Origin of the sequence: Parabacteroides vesiculifaciens (assembly GCF_049860805.1) — a bacterium.
Classification (GTDB): Bacteria; Bacteroidota; Bacteroidia; order Bacteroidales; family Tannerellaceae; genus Parabacteroides.
On sequence record NZ_CP187555.1, the window covers coordinates 546,827 to 562,029 of the forward strand.

The following is a 15,203-nucleotide window of genomic DNA, read 5'->3' on the forward strand; positions in this document are numbered from 1 at the left end:
TGTGGGATGCAGCTCGCATGAGCAACGATTCAGATTATATCTTGTACAAGTCGGCTATTTAGAAAATAGGACGGCTTGTGCAAGATGTTTTTTATTGATATACATGTTAGTATATAGTAATATTAAGATGATAGAAATATTGTAGTTCTTGCAGAACTATGTCCAATTATGAAACAAATATTAAATGTAAGGGCGTATATGGAACCGGATATAGCTTTTGTTGAACTAACAAAAAATCAGCAAAAGAAGGATAAAGTATCAATTCGTTACTTTTTACTGTTTAAATTATTTTTTTGATTAAATATTGCTGATATTTGATTTATTCCTATATTTGCAAGTGTATTAACAACTACTTGTTATTAATCACAAATATTAATCTGGTTAATAAAGAAAGGTTAGAGTAGAGTAGCGATTTGTTGCATTTCTATTTTACCATAGTTCTGCAAGAACTACAGTCTTTTGATATTAAATTTTTTGTAATTCTAATATTAATAAAAAAAGTGTCTATGAAACGAGTATTTTACTTTATGTTGTGCTTGATATCAAGTATAAACATACTATTAGCTCAGGATAGCAAGATAACGGGAACCGTTATTTTTGCTGAAGACAATGAACCCGTGATTGGGGCGGCAGTTGTTGTAAGAGGAACGCAAATCGGAACTGTTACGAACATGGATGGAGTCTTTACTCTGGATGTTCCGGTTTCAGCCAAAACGTTAGTCATATCTTATTTAGGTATGAAAACACAAGAGGTAGCTATCAAAGATGGAATCAAGGTGATTCTCCAGTCCGATTCGCAAAGCCTTGATGAAGTCGTAGTAACGGCTATGGGTTTAACCCGTGAAAAAAAATCATTGGGATATGCGATCCAGGAAGTGGGGGCCGAAGATTTGACAAAGGTAGGGCAGCTTAACGTGACGAGCGCTTTATCCGGAAAAGTAGCAGGCGTGCAAGTCAACCAGTTCGGTGGTGGAGTAGGTGCATCATCACGTATTTCCATCCGTGGAAACTCCTCTTTGCAGAATGACCAGCAACCGTTGATCGTTGTCGACGGTGTTCCGATCTCGAACGATACGCAACGTACGGGAGACAATACGTATAATGGTGTGGACTACGGTTCGGGGCTGAACGATATCAATCCTGAAGATATAGAAACCATGACCGTGCTGAAAGGCGGATCTGCCGCTCTTTATGGAATGCGGGCAGGTAACGGCGTTATCCTTATTACGACAAAATCGGGTAAAAAATCAGGCGGTATAAAAGTCTCTTACGACGGAAGCGTTACTGTCGACCGGATTTCCAACCTCCCTAAATTACAAAACTCATACGGCCAGGGTAACAACGGTGACGAATATCATTGGAAGGCCAATCATCCGGAGCTTTCTTACCAGGAATACGCCGAACAGTATGGTTTCAACTGGGTGGACGGTTCGAATGGTATCAATGACTTCTACGACGAGTCATGGGGACCGCGTCTCGACGCCGGTTTGAACCTCGTGCAATATGACAGTAATGGCCAGAAAGCACCATGGGTGTCCAATCCGGATAACGTAAAAGAATTTTTCAGGACAGGCGTTTCGCAGAACCATACGATCTCCGTTACCGCCAGTTCAGAAAAAGCGACGACCCGTGCCTCCCTGTCTTACCGTGGCCAGAACGGTACGGTTCCCAACACGGACCAGAAGCGCTATTCCGCCATGCTGAATACTTCGATCAAGCTAAGTAAATACTTGACATATGACTTGAGTACCAGTTATACACGTACACAGAGCGACAACCTCGTCGGACAGGGTTATGGCGGCAATAACCCGATCAACTCACTGTTCGCCTGGTCAGGACGCCAGATCAATATGAAATCATTGGAAGCAAACTGGGATCAGAAAGATGCTTCCGGCAATTATACCTATTATAACTGGAATACGAACTACCATATGAACCCGTATTTCACCGTAAACGAGAACACGAACAGCTACAAACGCGACCGCGTGTTCGGCAAGACCTCCTTATTCTACCAACCGTTTGAATTTTTAAAATTCGAAGGCCGCGCCGGTCTCGATTACTACAATGCAACAGCATTCGAGCGCCATTACATCGACCGTAGCGATTATCCGAAGGGAGGTTTCAAGCAGACGAATCAAGGTAATACGGAATTGAACTTGGATTTTATCGCCAGCTTCAATAAAACCTTCGGACAATTCAATATCACCGGTATGGCCGGAGCCAATTACCGCGATGTATCATGGGATAAGACCATCTTTGGCGCCAATGAGCTGACTGTACCGGGAGTTTATACGATTGCGAACAAGAACGGCGATGCCTTGACCGAGATGGACCACAGCCATATCCGTTCCAACTCCGTTTATGCCAGTGCATCGGTCGGCTGGAAGAACCAATTGTATGCCGACTTCAGTGCCCGTAACGACTGGAGTTCGACGATCAAAGAAGCATTCTTCTACCCTTCGGTCAGCTTAAGTTGGATCGCAACGGAGTCGTTGCCATGGCTGAAAGGCGATGGAGATATCCTGAGCTTCCTGAAGCTGCGTGCGGGATGGGCTGAAATCGGTAATGCAACGAATGCCTACCGCAACCGCGCCTATTACCAACTGTATACGGACGGTTCGTTCAATGGTGTGGCACAGATTTATAAAAGTACGATATATCCGAATGAAAACCTGAAGCCCGAAAGCATCAAATCTTGGGAAATCGGTGCCGAGTTCGGGTTCCTGAACGATCGCCTGCACTTCGACGTGGCTTATTATAACAAAAGTACGAGCGATCAGATCCTGAACGTAACGACTCCTTATTCGACTGGCTATTCTTCCATGCTGATCAACGCCGGCGAGATCCAGAACAAAGGAGTCGAAATCCAACTGAGTGGCGACATCCTTCAAAATAAAAACGGTTTGAACTGGACCAGCACATTCAACTTCTCAAAAGACAACAGCAAGGTTATCGAACTTTATCCTGCCATGGATCTGAACACATACGGGATCGGTTGGACCTGGGGAGTCGCAACCCAGGCTATCGAAGGGCAGAAATGGGGTTCGCTGGTCGGAACCGGCTTTAATCGCATCCAGCAGGAAGATGTAGACAAAGGACTTGCCACGAAAGACCAGATCGGCGCTATCAAAGTCAATTCGAAAGGTCTCGCACAGACGAAGAGCGGCGTGAACTTCGGCAATGTAACGCCAGATTTTATGATCAACTGGCGGAACGAGTTTTCAATTAAGAATTTCAACTTCGGATTCCTGCTCGACCTGCGTATCGGAGGCGATATATGGTCGCAGACTATGGCGCACGGTTACACGGCAGGTACTTCGGTCGTGACAGCCGAGGGCGGCATCCGCGAACGCTCGATCGTAGGTGGTGTAGACGTTATGCAGGACCAAAAATTCGTTATGCAGGATGCCAGCGGCAATTGGGTTACAAATACGATCGAAACGGATGCGTACAGCTGGTTTAAAAACGATGTTTCCGAATATTATACCTTCGACGGTTCCTACCTGAAACTTCGCGAAGCATATATCTCTTACGCTTTGCCGAAAAACTGGCTTGTACGGACACGTTATATCAGCGCCGCCACGGTATCGCTCACCGGCAACAATCTGGCGTTGCTTTGGGTGCATAAATCAAATAAGATGCGTATCGATCCGGAGACGGGAGGCGTGTCGAGCGATAGCCGCGGTATAGGTTTCGAACAATCATCCGTTCCTACTTCAAGAAGCTTCGGATTGAAAGTGAATTTGACATTCTAATTAATCACATCAAAAAAAATAGCTAAAATTATGGTTAGAAATATATTCAAATCAACAATAGCCGCCTCCCTCGGTGCACTTCTCTTCCTTGGAGGCTGTACGAGCGATTTCGAGCAGATAAACACCGATCCCGATGCTTTGGAAGCCGGTTCGCCGACCAATCAGTTAGGATATGTCCTGCGTTCCACAGCGGCACAATACGGGGCGATCGACGCCACCGAAACTTGGGCCGGTTATATAGTCAAGATCCAATACATGGACAATTTTGCTTACCTGCCGACCAACAATACGTATGGGAACAAATTCTCTTGCTGCTACCGTTGTAACGTCCAGTTAGACGACATCCTGAAGCAAACTGAAGCGACTGCCGGCGAATTTAAAAATATCCGTTTCGCAGCCCGCATCTGGAAAGAATTCCTTTGGTTATGGTGTACCGACCAGTTCGGCCCCATCCCTTATACGGAAGCCAACAAAATCAGCGATGGCACATTGAAAGCAAAATATGATTCGCAGGAAACGATCTACACCGGCATCCTGAGCAACCTCAAAACCATTGCCGACGAAATGGCTGCCGGCATGGGGACGGATGAACTTGGCGGCGGGGACTTCCTCTATGAAGGGAAAATCGCTAATTGGCGCAAATTATGCAACTCCTTACGCCTTCGGGCAGCGATGCGCATCGTTAATGTAGCACCCGAACTCTCGCGCACTACAATCGAAGAAGTTTGCGACAATCCGTCTTCCTATCCGATATTAGATAAGAGCGAAGACAATGCTTATTTCTACTGGCAGGGCAGCAGCCCGTATTTCGAACCATGGTATGACAATTCCCGTACGCGTGATGATCATGGTATGAGCAATATCTTTGTCTCCCACATGAAAAACATGAATGATCCGCGCATTTCGGTCATCATGAAACCAGCAGCGTCAGACGGAGAATACCGGGGCTATGAGAATGGCGCTTTGTCTGCACCTTCGAATATCCGTACCATTTCACGTATGGGTGCGATGTATCGTGAAGAAGAAGCCGGCTTTACGCCTTTCATGAAATCCTGCGAAAACTATTTCATCATCGCCGAAGCCGCCCTTCGCGGATGGAATGTGGGTATGACTGCCGAAGCAGCCTATGATAAAGCGGTCCGGTTATCGATGGACGACAACGGCATCCCTTCGGCCGACGCCGATGCTTACTTGGCCGGAGCCGGGAAATGGGACGGAACGATGGAACGTGTCTATATGGAAGAATGGGTTGCCCTGTTTAAGAATAATCTTGAGGCATGGAGCCTCTACCGCCGTACGGGTTACCCGAAAGCCATCCGGGAATCGGGCGAATACCCTGGCAAATTCTGTATTTACGGCAGCGACCACAATGATGTTCCTTTCCGTATGCCTTACCCGAATAACGAGTACTTATATAATAATGACAATATATCTGCTGCATCTTCCGGCATTGTGGACTATGCCTGGGGTGAAAAAATGTGGTGGGATACACGTACAAACGTAAAATAATTATATGAAACCAAGACAAGAATGTATTTAGACACACATTAGAAACATTCAACAACGAAGGCTGCTTGTGAAAGTGGCCTTTGTTTTCTCGTCAAGATGTCCGTTTTACCTGTCAAATCGTAATCTTATTGCTACTTAAGAGATCATTGGGGATATGATTTTTCAAAATTATAAATCCTAATAATTAGAATGAAGATAATTGGTTTACTTTTTAAATTAGATATATTATGAAAATGAAATTATTTATCCCACTGCTTTTGTTCATAGTAACAAGTATGACTATCTCTGCCCAAATAGTGCAACCTGAAGGTTACCGATCCCTATACTTCGATCGTGAAGACTATATTTCGGCGAATGGCGACACCACCGTATATCTTTATGAAAAAGCGAACCGGTTCAAACCTGAACAAATACATCCGTGAGTGTAATTTTCACTTTATCCATATGTACCGGGCATTGATATTACCGGAAAAGTAGTGGGAAATTCCGAAAATCATCCGAAAATCGAACAGAAACCATGAATATCTTCCTTTTTCTCTTGTTTCATTAAAAATAAAGCCTATCTTTATCCCAGAAAGTAATAAAAATTTTTTTTTTTAGTTTTCCGGCCGCCGTCTAACTATAAAAATGAAAAAATAGAGTTTTCCGGCGGCCGGAAAGTAAAGAAAAAAGAAAAATAGAGTTTTCCGGCGGCCGGAAAGTGAAGAAAAAAGAAAAATAGAGTTTTCCGGCGGCCGGAAAGTGAGAAAAAAGGAAAAATAGAGTTTTCCGGCGGCCGGAAAGTAAGAAAAAAGGAAAAATAGAGTTTTCCGGCCGCCGGAAAGTGAGAAAAAAAGAAAAATGGGGGTTTCCGGCCGCCGGAAAGTGATGAAAAAAGAAAAATAAAGTTTTCCGGCCTCCGGAAAGTGAGGAAAAAGGGGGAAATAAAGTTTATGTTTTTCCGGACGGCTTTGTAAGATTGAAATGATTGCTGGAAGGCGGCAGGAAACCTCTGTTTTGCGAGAATTTAGTATATACCATTTAAAAAGGTGAAAAAAGTATGGAAACAATTGTAACAATGGATCTGAAAGCAATGTCTAATGCGCTTTTCGTACAGTTCATGTCTGACGTCGATGCACAAGTGCAGCGTGTAACACCCGATGCGTTGAAGGTCAAGAAATGCTATGCGGCATTTACGGATGCACGGACTGAAATGGATGGTGTATACCTCTCCCAGAAGAAGGACAACGATACGGCGAAGTCGGATGCGAAAGATATTTGGCGCGACGAGATGTTCCGTTGCTTTTCGGGACATATAAACGCTGCTCTGTTTAGCTACGATCCTAAAAACAGGGAGTATGCACGTGTACTGCGCAACAAACTGAATGCTTATGGTAATTTAACTACTTTGGGTAATGTCGCCGAATCTGCCAAGATGGAAGATTTAGGCCGCGACCTGCTGACCTCACCCTGGAAAGAGGCTGTTGAGGCACTCGGGCTGGCTGACGAACGAGATGCGATGATTCTTGCTAACAAAGAGTTTGTCGAACTATCCCGTACACGGATAGAAAAGCGCAAGCTGGTTCTCGTAACAATGAAATCGGCTCGTGAAAATATAGGAGAGGCCTATCGGAACTTGGTCACTTTAATAAATTCGCAGATCATGGTGCAAAACCTGAAAGACGAAGAGTCGGGAGGTGAAGAAGATCGTCCCGGCGAACTGTCGGTGCTGGTCGATACGCCGGAAGATCCATATACCGATTTCGTACGCAGCCTCAACGTACTGATCAAGGACTACAAAACACGTGTCGCACAGTCGGGCAAGCGTAAGAAAGACGATGAAAGGCCCGGCGAACTCTAAACGGCATCCACTCATATAACAGGCTTTATAAAACGTTGGCTGTTTCTCCTCGCAAGAACGGAAGGAGGGACAGCCAACGTTTTTTTATTTTTATCCCGGCAGGAAAAGACATCTGTTTGTGTCGCGATAGTAGGCATATCGGAGGGCGGCATGACTGTTTTTTCATCGAAAATCCTTACATTTGTACTCTAATCTATAATCCGGCGATAAAATGAAACAGGCGGTTTGGATGGCGGCAATATTGATGTTGTTGTTGCCACAGGGGAAAGCCTACTCGAGGGAGAGTGGCGAACGCGAGAGTAATACGTTACGTATTATGAGTTATAACATCCGTAACGGCAGAGGGATGGACGATGTGGCCGATTTCCGGCGTACGGCGGAGGTGATCCGCAAGGTGTGCCCCGATGTCGTGGCCGTGCAGGAGATCGACAGCGTGACGGGACGCAGCGGCGGGAAAGATGTTTTGCGGGAAATTGCCGGACTCACCCTGATGCACCCTGTGTATGCCCCGGCGATCGATTACGACGGAGGAAAATACGGTATCGGAATGTTGAGCAAGGAGAAGCCTCTCGGCTATCGTTACCTGCCGCTGCCCGGAAGGGAGGAAGCCCGTGCGCTGCTTATCGTGGAGTTTGAAACGTATATATATTGTTGTACGCACCTTTCGCTGACGGAGGAAGACCGGATGCTTTCCTTGTCGGCCATCCGGCAGGCGGCGGCTTCGGCCAGGAAGCCTTTCTTTATTGCCGGTGATATGAATGCGCATCCCGGTTCGGAGTTTATCCGGCAGTTACAGAATGATTTTGTGGTCTTGACGGATATGAAAAAGCCGACTTTCCCGGCGGATGACCCCGATGAGACGATCGATTACATTGCGGCCTATGCGAAAGACACGGCTGCCTTTACCCGCATCTCCTCACGCGTGTGGGACGAGCCGGCCGCTTCCGACCATCGCCCGATACTTGCGGATATCATCTTCAAACAGCCCGCGGACAAGATATTCCGTACGGAACCCTACCTGCAAAACCCTGTGGGGAACGGCATAACGGTCATGTGGCAGACTACCGTCCCCGCTTATAGCTGGGTGGAATACGGGACCGACAAGGAGTATCTCCAAAAAGCCCGCACGATCGTGGACGGGCAAGTGATCTGCAACGATCTGCAAAATAAAATCAGGTTGGACGGCCTGCAACCGGGTAAAACTTATTATTACCGGGTGTGCTCGCAGGAAATCATGCTTTACCAGGCTTATAAGAAGGTGTTCGGCGAGACGGCCGTTTCCGATTTCCATACTTTTACCTTGCCTGATGCGGCGGAGACAGATTTTACGGCTATTATATTCAATGACCTGCATAAAAACTCCGAGACTTTGCAGGCGCTATATGAGCAGGTGAAGGATTTGAAATATGATTTTGTTATTTTCAATGGCGACTGCATCGACGATCCGGCCAACCATGACGAGGCGACCCGTTTCCTTAGCGAGCTGAACGTAACGGTCGGGGCCGACCGTGTGCCGGTATTCTATATCCGTGGGAACCATGAAATCCGCAATGCCTATTCGATCGGCCTGCGCCGTTTGTTCGATTATGTGGGCGACAAGACGTATGGCGCTTTCAATTGGGGCGATACGCGTATCGTCATGCTGGATTGCGGAGAGGATAAACCGGATACGCATTGGGTCTATTACGGGTTGAACGATTTTTCGGATCTGCGTAAGGCGCAGGCCGGTTTCCTCAGGGAAGAACTGTCGTCCAAAGCATTCCGGAAAGCTTCCAAGCGGGTGTTGGTCCACCATATACCTGTCTTTGGCAAAGGTGAGGACTATGATTCGTATAACCCTTGTCGCGAGGAGTGGGGAGCGATCCTCGAGAAAGCGCCTTTTGCCGTCAGCATCAATGCGCATACCCATCGTTTCGCTTTTATCCCCAAAGGTGCAAACGGCAACAATTATCCTGTCGTAGTTGGAGGTGGTCCCAGGATGGATGGCGCTACGGTGATGGTTTTGCAGAAGAAAGGGAAGGGGATGACGCTTCGTGTGCTGAATGCGAAAGGGGAAACATTGCAGGAAGCGGACTTATAAAAAAATAGAGTGCAGGTTTGAAACCGAATCCGGAAGAACCGGAAGGCCGGCCGGGTCATAACAGCGGGGCTTGCCGTTGTTTTCGCGAATGTATTGTTACGAGTCAAAGAAGATAAAAACAGAATAAAAATGGAATTACTTAAACAGCGAATTTTGCAGGACGGCAGATGTTATCCGGGAGGAATCCTGAAGGTCGACAGTTTTATCAACCATCAGATGGACCCTATGCTGCTTTACAAGGTGGCTGAAGAATTTATATACCGTTTCCGGGATGCCGATATAAATAAAATCGTGACGATAGAGGCAAGCGGTATCGCCCCGGCCATTATGGTGGGGTATATATTGCATCTGCCTGTCGTCTTTATCAAGAAAAAGCAGCCGAAGACGATGGAGAATATGCTCACTACCGTTGTCCATTCGTTTACGAAAGACCGCGATTATACGGTGTGCATCAGTAACAACTTTTTGACTCCCGACGACCGCATCCTCTTCATCGATGACTTCCTGGCGTATGGCAATGCCGCGATGGGGGTGCTCGATCTGGTGAAACAGTCCGGGGCGAAGTTGGAAGGCATGGGCTTTATCATCGAAAAAGCATTCCAGAAGGGACGTGATGTGCTCAATGAAGCGAAAGTGCGGGTGGAAAGCCTCGCCATCATCGATAGCTTGGAAGATTGTACGATCACCATCCGCTAATGATTAAAAAAATCTTATAATATGGATCAGGAAGTAAAGGAACGGCTCATTAGCCGTGTGAATACGAACCCGTATGTCAATCATTTGGGTATTGATTTTACGGTGGTGGAAGAGGGCAGGGTGGAAGCCCGCATGCCTTTGCATGATGAACAGCGGCAGTATAGCGGCGTTATCCACGGAGGCGTCTTGGCTGCCCTTGCCGACACGATTGCCGGCTTTGCCGCCTACACAATGTTGCCTTTAGACCGCGATGTGCTGACTGCCGAGCTTAAAATATCCTTTCTGCGGGCGGCATGGGGTAAAGAATTGATCGCAAAAGGCTATGTCGTGAAGCCGGGAAGCCATCTTCACTTTTGCGAATGCGAGATTTACTGCGATGACAAGCTTGTCAGCAAATCATCGGGTACTTTCTGCGTCGTACATCCCCAGATATAAAGCCGGTTGTTGGAAGCAGACCGTCGGAAGATTACGGCAGCGTGAAACGCATGCATGCCGTATTCTTCATGATCGGCAGGCTCAGTATTTTTTCAGGGGCCAGCTTCTCCAACTGTACGATAATAGCTCGGTTGAAGCCTCCATGCCCGATCGCCAGTACTCTTTTTCCAGGAAACTCCTTTTTCAGGAAGCCGACAAAATCCCCAGCCCTCTTATAGAGGGCGTCAAGCGTCTCCACGCTTTCCGGCAATGTCGTAAAATCCATTTCATCCGCCACCTTTCCGGTATATTCACCCCAATCCATCTCGCGGAGCAGGGGAGTCGCTACCGGTTGCAACCCTTTCCGGCGGGCAACGGCCATGGCTGTGTCATAACTGCGTGCAAGGTCACTGCACACAATCACGTCCAACTCTTCTTTATCCAGCATTTCAGCCAATGATTCGGCTTGCTGTTTCCCTAATTCCGAAAGGTGGCCGGGGAGCTGCCCTTGCATAATATGTAATTTGTTTTCTTCCGTCTCGCCGTGGCGGCTCAGGATTAATTCTATCTGGCTCATATCTCTTTTCTATTTGGCGGCAAAGGTAAATAAAAAAAGAGAACCAATTGCTTGATTCTCTTTTACTGGTTGCGGAGGCAAGACTCGAACTTACGACCTTTGGGTTATGAGCCCAACGAGCTACCACTGCTCCACTCCGCGATATGTAGCAATCATTCCCGATTGTGAGTGCAAAGGTACAAAAATATTCTTATGTTCCAAATTTATTTGCAAATAGTTTGTGGAATATTCTTGTACCTCTGCTCTCAAGCCTTAAGAAACAGCAATTTGATACTTTATAAATCTTCTATCGAATCATGATTCTCCGTTTCATATAATTTTAGTTTACTTTTCAACCGGTTAATCTCTTGCTGCATGGACTTCACCCGGTCCAGCAAGTGATGGATGGCGTCGATCCCTTCTATGTTGATAGAGAGGTCGTAATACATACGCGTATATCGTTCTACGTCATACAACTGGGAGGATGGCAAATAGTTTTCCCCTTCCACCGTATCTATCTCTATCAAGCCGCCTTTTTGGAGCAGGTATAGAAACGACGGTTCGATATGGCATATCCGGCAGTATTCATTGACTATGATTAAATCTGTTTGCATAACAATCTCGTTTTTTTAATTAAGACTTTGTATTTCGCGGAACAATTCTTTTTGTTTGTCCGTCAGGTTAGTCGGGATGTCGATAGAGTAGGTGACTATCATATCTCCAAACTTTCCCTCTTCCTTATAAACGGGGAATCCTTTTCCTTTCAACCGTACTTTACTGTTGTTCTGGGTTCCCGGTTTAACCTTGAGCTTGACTTTGCTGTCCATTGTCTCGACAATCTGCTCGCCGCCGAGGATTGCCGTGTACAGATTTAAAGGAGCGGTAACGTACAGGTCGTCACCCACCCGTTTGAACCGGCTGTCTTCGGGGATATGGAAGGTGATATACAAATCGCCTGCCGGTCCTCCGTTTACGCCCGGTCCGCCCTGGCCTCTCAGCTTGATGGTCTGTCCGTCGGCAATACCGGCCGGGATGGTGATTCGCAGGTTTTTGCCGTTTACGGTGATGATCTGCTTGTGTGTTTTGGCTGCATCTGCCAAAGAGACCTGCAACTCTGTCGTGTAATCCTGTCCGCGGAAACCGTGGCTGCCTCTGCTGCTGCGTCCGCCTCTGCCGCCCATGCCTCCGAACATCTGTTCGAAGAAGTCGGAGAATTCGCTGCCATCGCCGGAGCTACTCCAGTAAGTGCCGCCTCCGCTACCGTTCTGGTATTGGCGGTATTGCTGTTGCTGGGCTTCAAATTCGTCGGCGTGCTTCCAGTTTTCTCCGTACTGGTCATATTTCTTCCGTTTCTCCGGGTCGCTGAGTACCTCGTTGGCTTCATTTATCTCCTGAAACTTGCGGTGAGCGTCCGAATCATTCGGGTTCAAGTCGGGATGGTATTTCCGCGCAAGCTTTTTGTACGCCTTCTTGACGTCCTCCTGCGAAGCGTTTTTGTCCAACCCTAAAATTTTGTAGTAATCTATATAGGCCATATTTATATATGTTATTAAGTCTACTTCTTTTTGATATTAATACATATATAGAATAACAACAAATATGCCGCAGAGTTCATGCCGGAATTAAATGGAACTAATAAAATTTAGGAAAAGTAAAAAAGAAAAGCCTCCGGTTCTGAAGAACCGAAGGCTTTTTAGTTGCGGAGGCAAGACTCGAACTTACGACCTTTGGGTTATGAGCCCAACGAGCTACCACTGCTCCACTCCGCGATATAGTTGCGATCATTTCGTGATTGCGAGTGCAAAGGTACGACTTCTTTTTAATAAAACAAATTTTTCGGCAGTTTTCTTCATCTTTGGGCGAAAAGAATATTTGGAATAACTTTCCGGGGATAAGTTCCGTTCTTTGAGAAAACGATTGGTCCATATCCCTATTATAAAGGTTTGTTTGGATAAAATGTAAGTATGTTTTTGGTAGTTATTATTTTTTCCGGTACTTTTGCGCACAGTTTTAATCAAAATGTGCAATACAAATGCCGATGACAGTTTCTAAAACACGTGAGATGTTGGTGGATGTGGCCAGACAATTGTTTGCCCGCATGGGGGTGGATAATACGACAATGAACGATATTGCACAGGCATCCAAAAAGGGAAGGCGTACGCTTTACACGTACTTTAAAAGCAAGAACGAGATTTATCTCGCAGTAGTCGAGTCTGAGTTGGATCAACTATACAAGATGTTGCAGGATGTAGCTGCTAAAGATCTGCCGGCAGATGAAAAGTTGATAACATTTCTTTATGCCAGACTGGATGCTATCAAAGCGCTGGTGTTCCGTAACGGGACATTGAAGGCTAATTTTTTCCGTGATATCTGGCGGGTGGAGAAGATCAGGAAGAGCTTCGATATCCGTGAGACGGAATTGATACAGGGAATTCTGGAAGCCGGAGTGAAGGAAGGAATTTTTGCGATGCCCGATACCGAGATTACGGCGGTCGTTCTTCATCATGCCCTGAAAGGTTTGGAAGTGCCCTATATACGTGGAATCATGGGGGATAATATCAGCCAGCGGATTAAACGGAGAGATAATGTAATGAATTTGATATTCAATGGTATAAAGATAAAGTAACACAATACTGAGGAATGTTTATTAATGCAACAGGGTTTTATGTACCTGAAGAACGGGTCGATAACCAACATTTTTTAGAGTTAAACGGGCTAACCAGCGAGTGGATTGAACAACGCACAGGGATTCGTTCCCGGTCTAAGGCAAAAGCGGAGGAAAATATCAATACGATGAGTATGGAAGCTGTTCGTAACGCCCTACCTAAATTGCCGTATGATATTACGGATGTGGATTTGATTGTTTCTGCCTCCTATTCTCCGTACGATACGGTAGCGACAGCTGCCCATCTTGCCCAGCATGAATTCAATATTGAAAAAGCAAAAGCACTCTATCTTTCTTCCGCCTGCTCTTCATTCCTGAATGCGCTGGAAGTCGTGGAAGGATATTTTGCCATGGGTAAAGCGACAAAAGCGCTGATTCTCTCGGCAGATAAGAACTCGGCTTACTATAATGAGACGGACCCGAAAGCCGGCCACCTCTGGGGTGACGCAGCAGCAGCCTTTTTCATCTCGAAAGAGCGCGTTTCGGAAAAGGACCCGGAAATCGTGGAAGTATATACACAGGGGCTCGGTTCCCTGGGGAAAGCTCCTGTTGCGGTGAACCTTCGTCCGCGTGACGGCGGTATCATGATGCCGGAAGGACGCGACGTGTTTATCCAGGCTTGCACCTACATGCCGAAGAATGTGCTTTATTTATTGGAAAAGAATGGCTATACGCTGGACAACCTGACGTATTTCATCGGTCATCAGGCCAATATGCGTATCATGTCCAATATTGCCAAACAGCTCAACCTGCCGGAAGAGAAGTTCCTCCACAATATCGAAGAATTAGGGAATACCGGTTCGGTAAGCTCTGCGCTGGTATATGCCCAAAATGATCATAATTTCAAGGAAGGCGACCTGGTTGCCATTACCGTGTTCGGCGGTGGCTATTCCACAGGTGCTTGCTTGATTAAGTGTTGAATTTAAAACGGAATTAATATGAAATTATTAGAAGGTAAAGTGGCTATCGTTACCGGTGCTGCTCGCGGTATTGGTAAGGCGATCGCACTGAAGTTCGCTGCAGAAGGTGCAAATATTGCATTCACGGATCTGGTGATCGACGAAAACGGTCTGGCTACCCAGAAGGAAATCGAAGCATTGGGTGTTAAAGCAAAAGGTTATGCTTCCAACGCTGCCAATTTTGAAGAAACGCACAATGTCGTAGCTGAAATCGTAAAAGATTTCGGTCGTGTGGATATCCTTGTAAACAATGCAGGTATCACGAAAGACGGCCTGATGATGCGTATGAGCGAAAGCCAGTGGGATGCTGTTATCGGCGTCAACCTGAAATCTGCTTTCAACTTCGTCCACGCTTGTACTCCGGTGATGATGAAACAGCGTTCGGGCAGCATTATCAATATGGCTTCCGTTGTTGGTGTACACGGAAATGCCGGTCAGAGCAACTATTCTGCATCTAAGGCAGGTATGATCGGTCTGGCTAAATCTATCGCACAGGAACTGGGTTCACGCGGTATCCGTGCCAACGCAATCGCTCCGGGCTTTATCATTACCGATATGACTGCCGGTCTGCCGGAAGAAGTAAAGACGGAATGGGCAAAGAAGATTCCTCTGCGTCGTGGCGGTACGCCTGAAGATGTGGCAAACATCGCTACATTCCTGGCTTCCGATATGTCTTCTTATGTATCAGGCCAGGTGATCCAGGTAGATGGTGGCATGAATATGTAAAGA

The 15,203-nt window shown here is 46.5% G+C and carries 12 protein-coding genes and 2 tRNA genes; 9 read left to right on the forward strand and 5 right to left on the reverse strand.

All coding sequences use genetic code 11. The features are described from left to right. Window positions 1-506 precede the first annotated feature (506 nt). From ACPYIV_RS02185 to ACPYIV_RS02210, 6 genes are all read left to right on the forward strand, one after another. Window positions 507-3,755: a SusC/RagA family TonB-linked outer membrane protein gene (locus ACPYIV_RS02185; RefSeq protein ID WP_293739992.1), complete on the forward strand. Its 3,249-nt coding sequence runs from the start codon at window positions 507-509 to the stop codon at window positions 3,753-3,755. A 30-nt stretch (window positions 3,756-3,785) separates the two neighbouring features. Then, window positions 3,786-5,264, forward strand: a complete 1,479-nt coding sequence (locus tag ACPYIV_RS02190) for a SusD/RagB family nutrient-binding outer membrane lipoprotein (RefSeq protein ID WP_425885312.1) — start codon at window positions 3,786-3,788, stop codon at window positions 5,262-5,264. A 1,039-nt stretch (window positions 5,265-6,303) separates the two neighbouring features. Next, window positions 6,304-7,104 (forward strand): DUF6261 family protein, encoded by an 801-nt coding sequence (locus ACPYIV_RS02195; protein WP_293733402.1) that lies wholly within the window; start codon window positions 6,304-6,306, stop codon window positions 7,102-7,104. A gap of 211 nt (window positions 7,105-7,315) precedes the next feature. Beyond that, window positions 7,316-9,184 (forward strand): endonuclease/exonuclease/phosphatase family protein, encoded by a 1,869-nt coding sequence (locus ACPYIV_RS02200; RefSeq protein WP_425885314.1) that lies wholly within the window; start codon window positions 7,316-7,318, stop codon window positions 9,182-9,184. 129 nt (window positions 9,185-9,313) lie between these two features. Beyond that, window positions 9,314-9,880, forward strand: a complete 567-nt coding sequence (gene xpt / locus ACPYIV_RS02205; RefSeq protein WP_293733403.1) for a xanthine phosphoribosyltransferase — start codon at window positions 9,314-9,316, stop codon at window positions 9,878-9,880. A gap of 21 nt (window positions 9,881-9,901) precedes the next feature. Then, window positions 9,902-10,315 carry a PaaI family thioesterase gene (locus ACPYIV_RS02210; protein ID WP_008150565.1) on the forward strand — a complete coding sequence of 138 codons (414 nt, stop codon included), beginning with the start codon at window positions 9,902-9,904 and terminating at the stop codon, window positions 10,313-10,315. A 31-nt stretch (window positions 10,316-10,346) separates the two neighbouring features. On the opposite strand, the gene ACPYIV_RS02215 is transcribed toward ACPYIV_RS02210, so the two are convergent. The 5 genes from ACPYIV_RS02215 to ACPYIV_RS02235 all read right to left on the reverse strand — a co-directional run bounded on the left by ACPYIV_RS02215 (window position 10,347) and on the right by ACPYIV_RS02235 (window position 12,619). Further along, window positions 10,347-10,871 (reverse strand): histidine phosphatase family protein, encoded by a 525-nt coding sequence (locus ACPYIV_RS02215; protein ID WP_293733404.1) that lies wholly within the window; start codon window positions 10,869-10,871, stop codon window positions 10,347-10,349. Between the two features lie 66 nt (window positions 10,872-10,937). After that, window positions 10,938-11,012, reverse strand: a tRNA-Met gene (locus ACPYIV_RS02220). A gap of 134 nt (window positions 11,013-11,146) precedes the next feature. After that, a complete protein-coding gene (locus ACPYIV_RS02225) occupies window positions 11,147-11,464 on the reverse strand; it encodes a chaperone modulator CbpM (RefSeq protein WP_293733405.1) in 318 nt (105 codons plus the stop codon). Window positions 11,465-11,479: 15 nt separating this feature from the next. After that, entirely contained in the window at window positions 11,480-12,385 is a 906-nt protein-coding gene (locus ACPYIV_RS02230; RefSeq protein ID WP_425885318.1) for a DnaJ C-terminal domain-containing protein, read from the reverse strand. Between the two features lie 162 nt (window positions 12,386-12,547). Further along, window positions 12,548-12,619 (reverse strand) — tRNA-Met (locus ACPYIV_RS02235). Window positions 12,620-12,882: 263 nt separating this feature from the next. Between ACPYIV_RS02235 and ACPYIV_RS02240 the strand changes: the two genes are divergently transcribed. The 3 genes from ACPYIV_RS02240 to fabG are packed head-to-tail and all read left to right on the forward strand — an operon-like array spanning window position 12,883 to window position 15,200. Further along, the gene (locus ACPYIV_RS02240) at window positions 12,883-13,476 is read left to right on the forward strand and encodes a TetR/AcrR family transcriptional regulator (protein ID WP_293733407.1); all 594 of its coding nucleotides are present in this window, start codon (window positions 12,883-12,885) and stop codon (window positions 13,474-13,476) included. Between the two features lie 14 nt (window positions 13,477-13,490). Next, entirely contained in the window at window positions 13,491-14,435 is a 945-nt protein-coding gene (locus tag ACPYIV_RS02245) for a 3-oxoacyl-ACP synthase III family protein (protein ID WP_293733408.1), read from the forward strand. Between the two features lie 18 nt (window positions 14,436-14,453). Then, the gene (fabG, locus tag ACPYIV_RS02250) at window positions 14,454-15,200 is read left to right on the forward strand and encodes a 3-oxoacyl-[acyl-carrier-protein] reductase (RefSeq protein WP_293733409.1); all 747 of its coding nucleotides are present in this window, start codon (window positions 14,454-14,456) and stop codon (window positions 15,198-15,200) included. Window positions 15,201-15,203: the final 3 nt, after the last annotated feature.

Excerpts from the sequence above, each read along its gene's own strand:
- ACPYIV_RS02185 (WP_293739992.1), top strand. The coding sequence starts at position 507 with ATGAAACGAGTATTTTACTTTATGTTGTGCTTGATATCAAGTATAAAC.
- ACPYIV_RS02190 (WP_425885312.1), top strand. The coding sequence starts at position 3,786 with ATGGTTAGAAATATATTCAAATCAACAATAGCCGCCTCCCTCGGTGCA.
- ACPYIV_RS02195 (WP_293733402.1), top strand. The coding sequence starts at position 6,304 with ATGGAAACAATTGTAACAATGGATCTGAAAGCAATGTCTAATGCGCTT.
- ACPYIV_RS02200 (WP_425885314.1), top strand. The coding sequence starts at position 7,316 with ATGAAACAGGCGGTTTGGATGGCGGCAATATTGATGTTGTTGTTGCCA.
- xpt (WP_293733403.1), top strand. The coding sequence starts at position 9,314 with ATGGAATTACTTAAACAGCGAATTTTGCAGGACGGCAGATGTTATCCG.
- ACPYIV_RS02210 (WP_008150565.1), top strand. The coding sequence starts at position 9,902 with ATGGATCAGGAAGTAAAGGAACGGCTCATTAGCCGTGTGAATACGAAC.
- ACPYIV_RS02215 (WP_293733404.1), bottom strand. The coding sequence starts at position 10,871 with ATGAGCCAGATAGAATTAATCCTGAGCCGCCACGGCGAGACGGAAGAA.
- ACPYIV_RS02225 (WP_293733405.1), bottom strand. The coding sequence starts at position 11,464 with ATGCAAACAGATTTAATCATAGTCAATGAATACTGCCGGATATGCCAT.
- ACPYIV_RS02230 (WP_425885318.1), bottom strand. The coding sequence starts at position 12,385 with ATGGCCTATATAGATTACTACAAAATTTTAGGGTTGGACAAAAACGCT.
- ACPYIV_RS02240 (WP_293733407.1), top strand. The coding sequence starts at position 12,883 with ATGCCGATGACAGTTTCTAAAACACGTGAGATGTTGGTGGATGTGGCC.
- ACPYIV_RS02245 (WP_293733408.1), top strand. The coding sequence starts at position 13,491 with ATGTTTATTAATGCAACAGGGTTTTATGTACCTGAAGAACGGGTCGAT.
- fabG (WP_293733409.1), top strand. The coding sequence starts at position 14,454 with ATGAAATTATTAGAAGGTAAAGTGGCTATCGTTACCGGTGCTGCTCGC.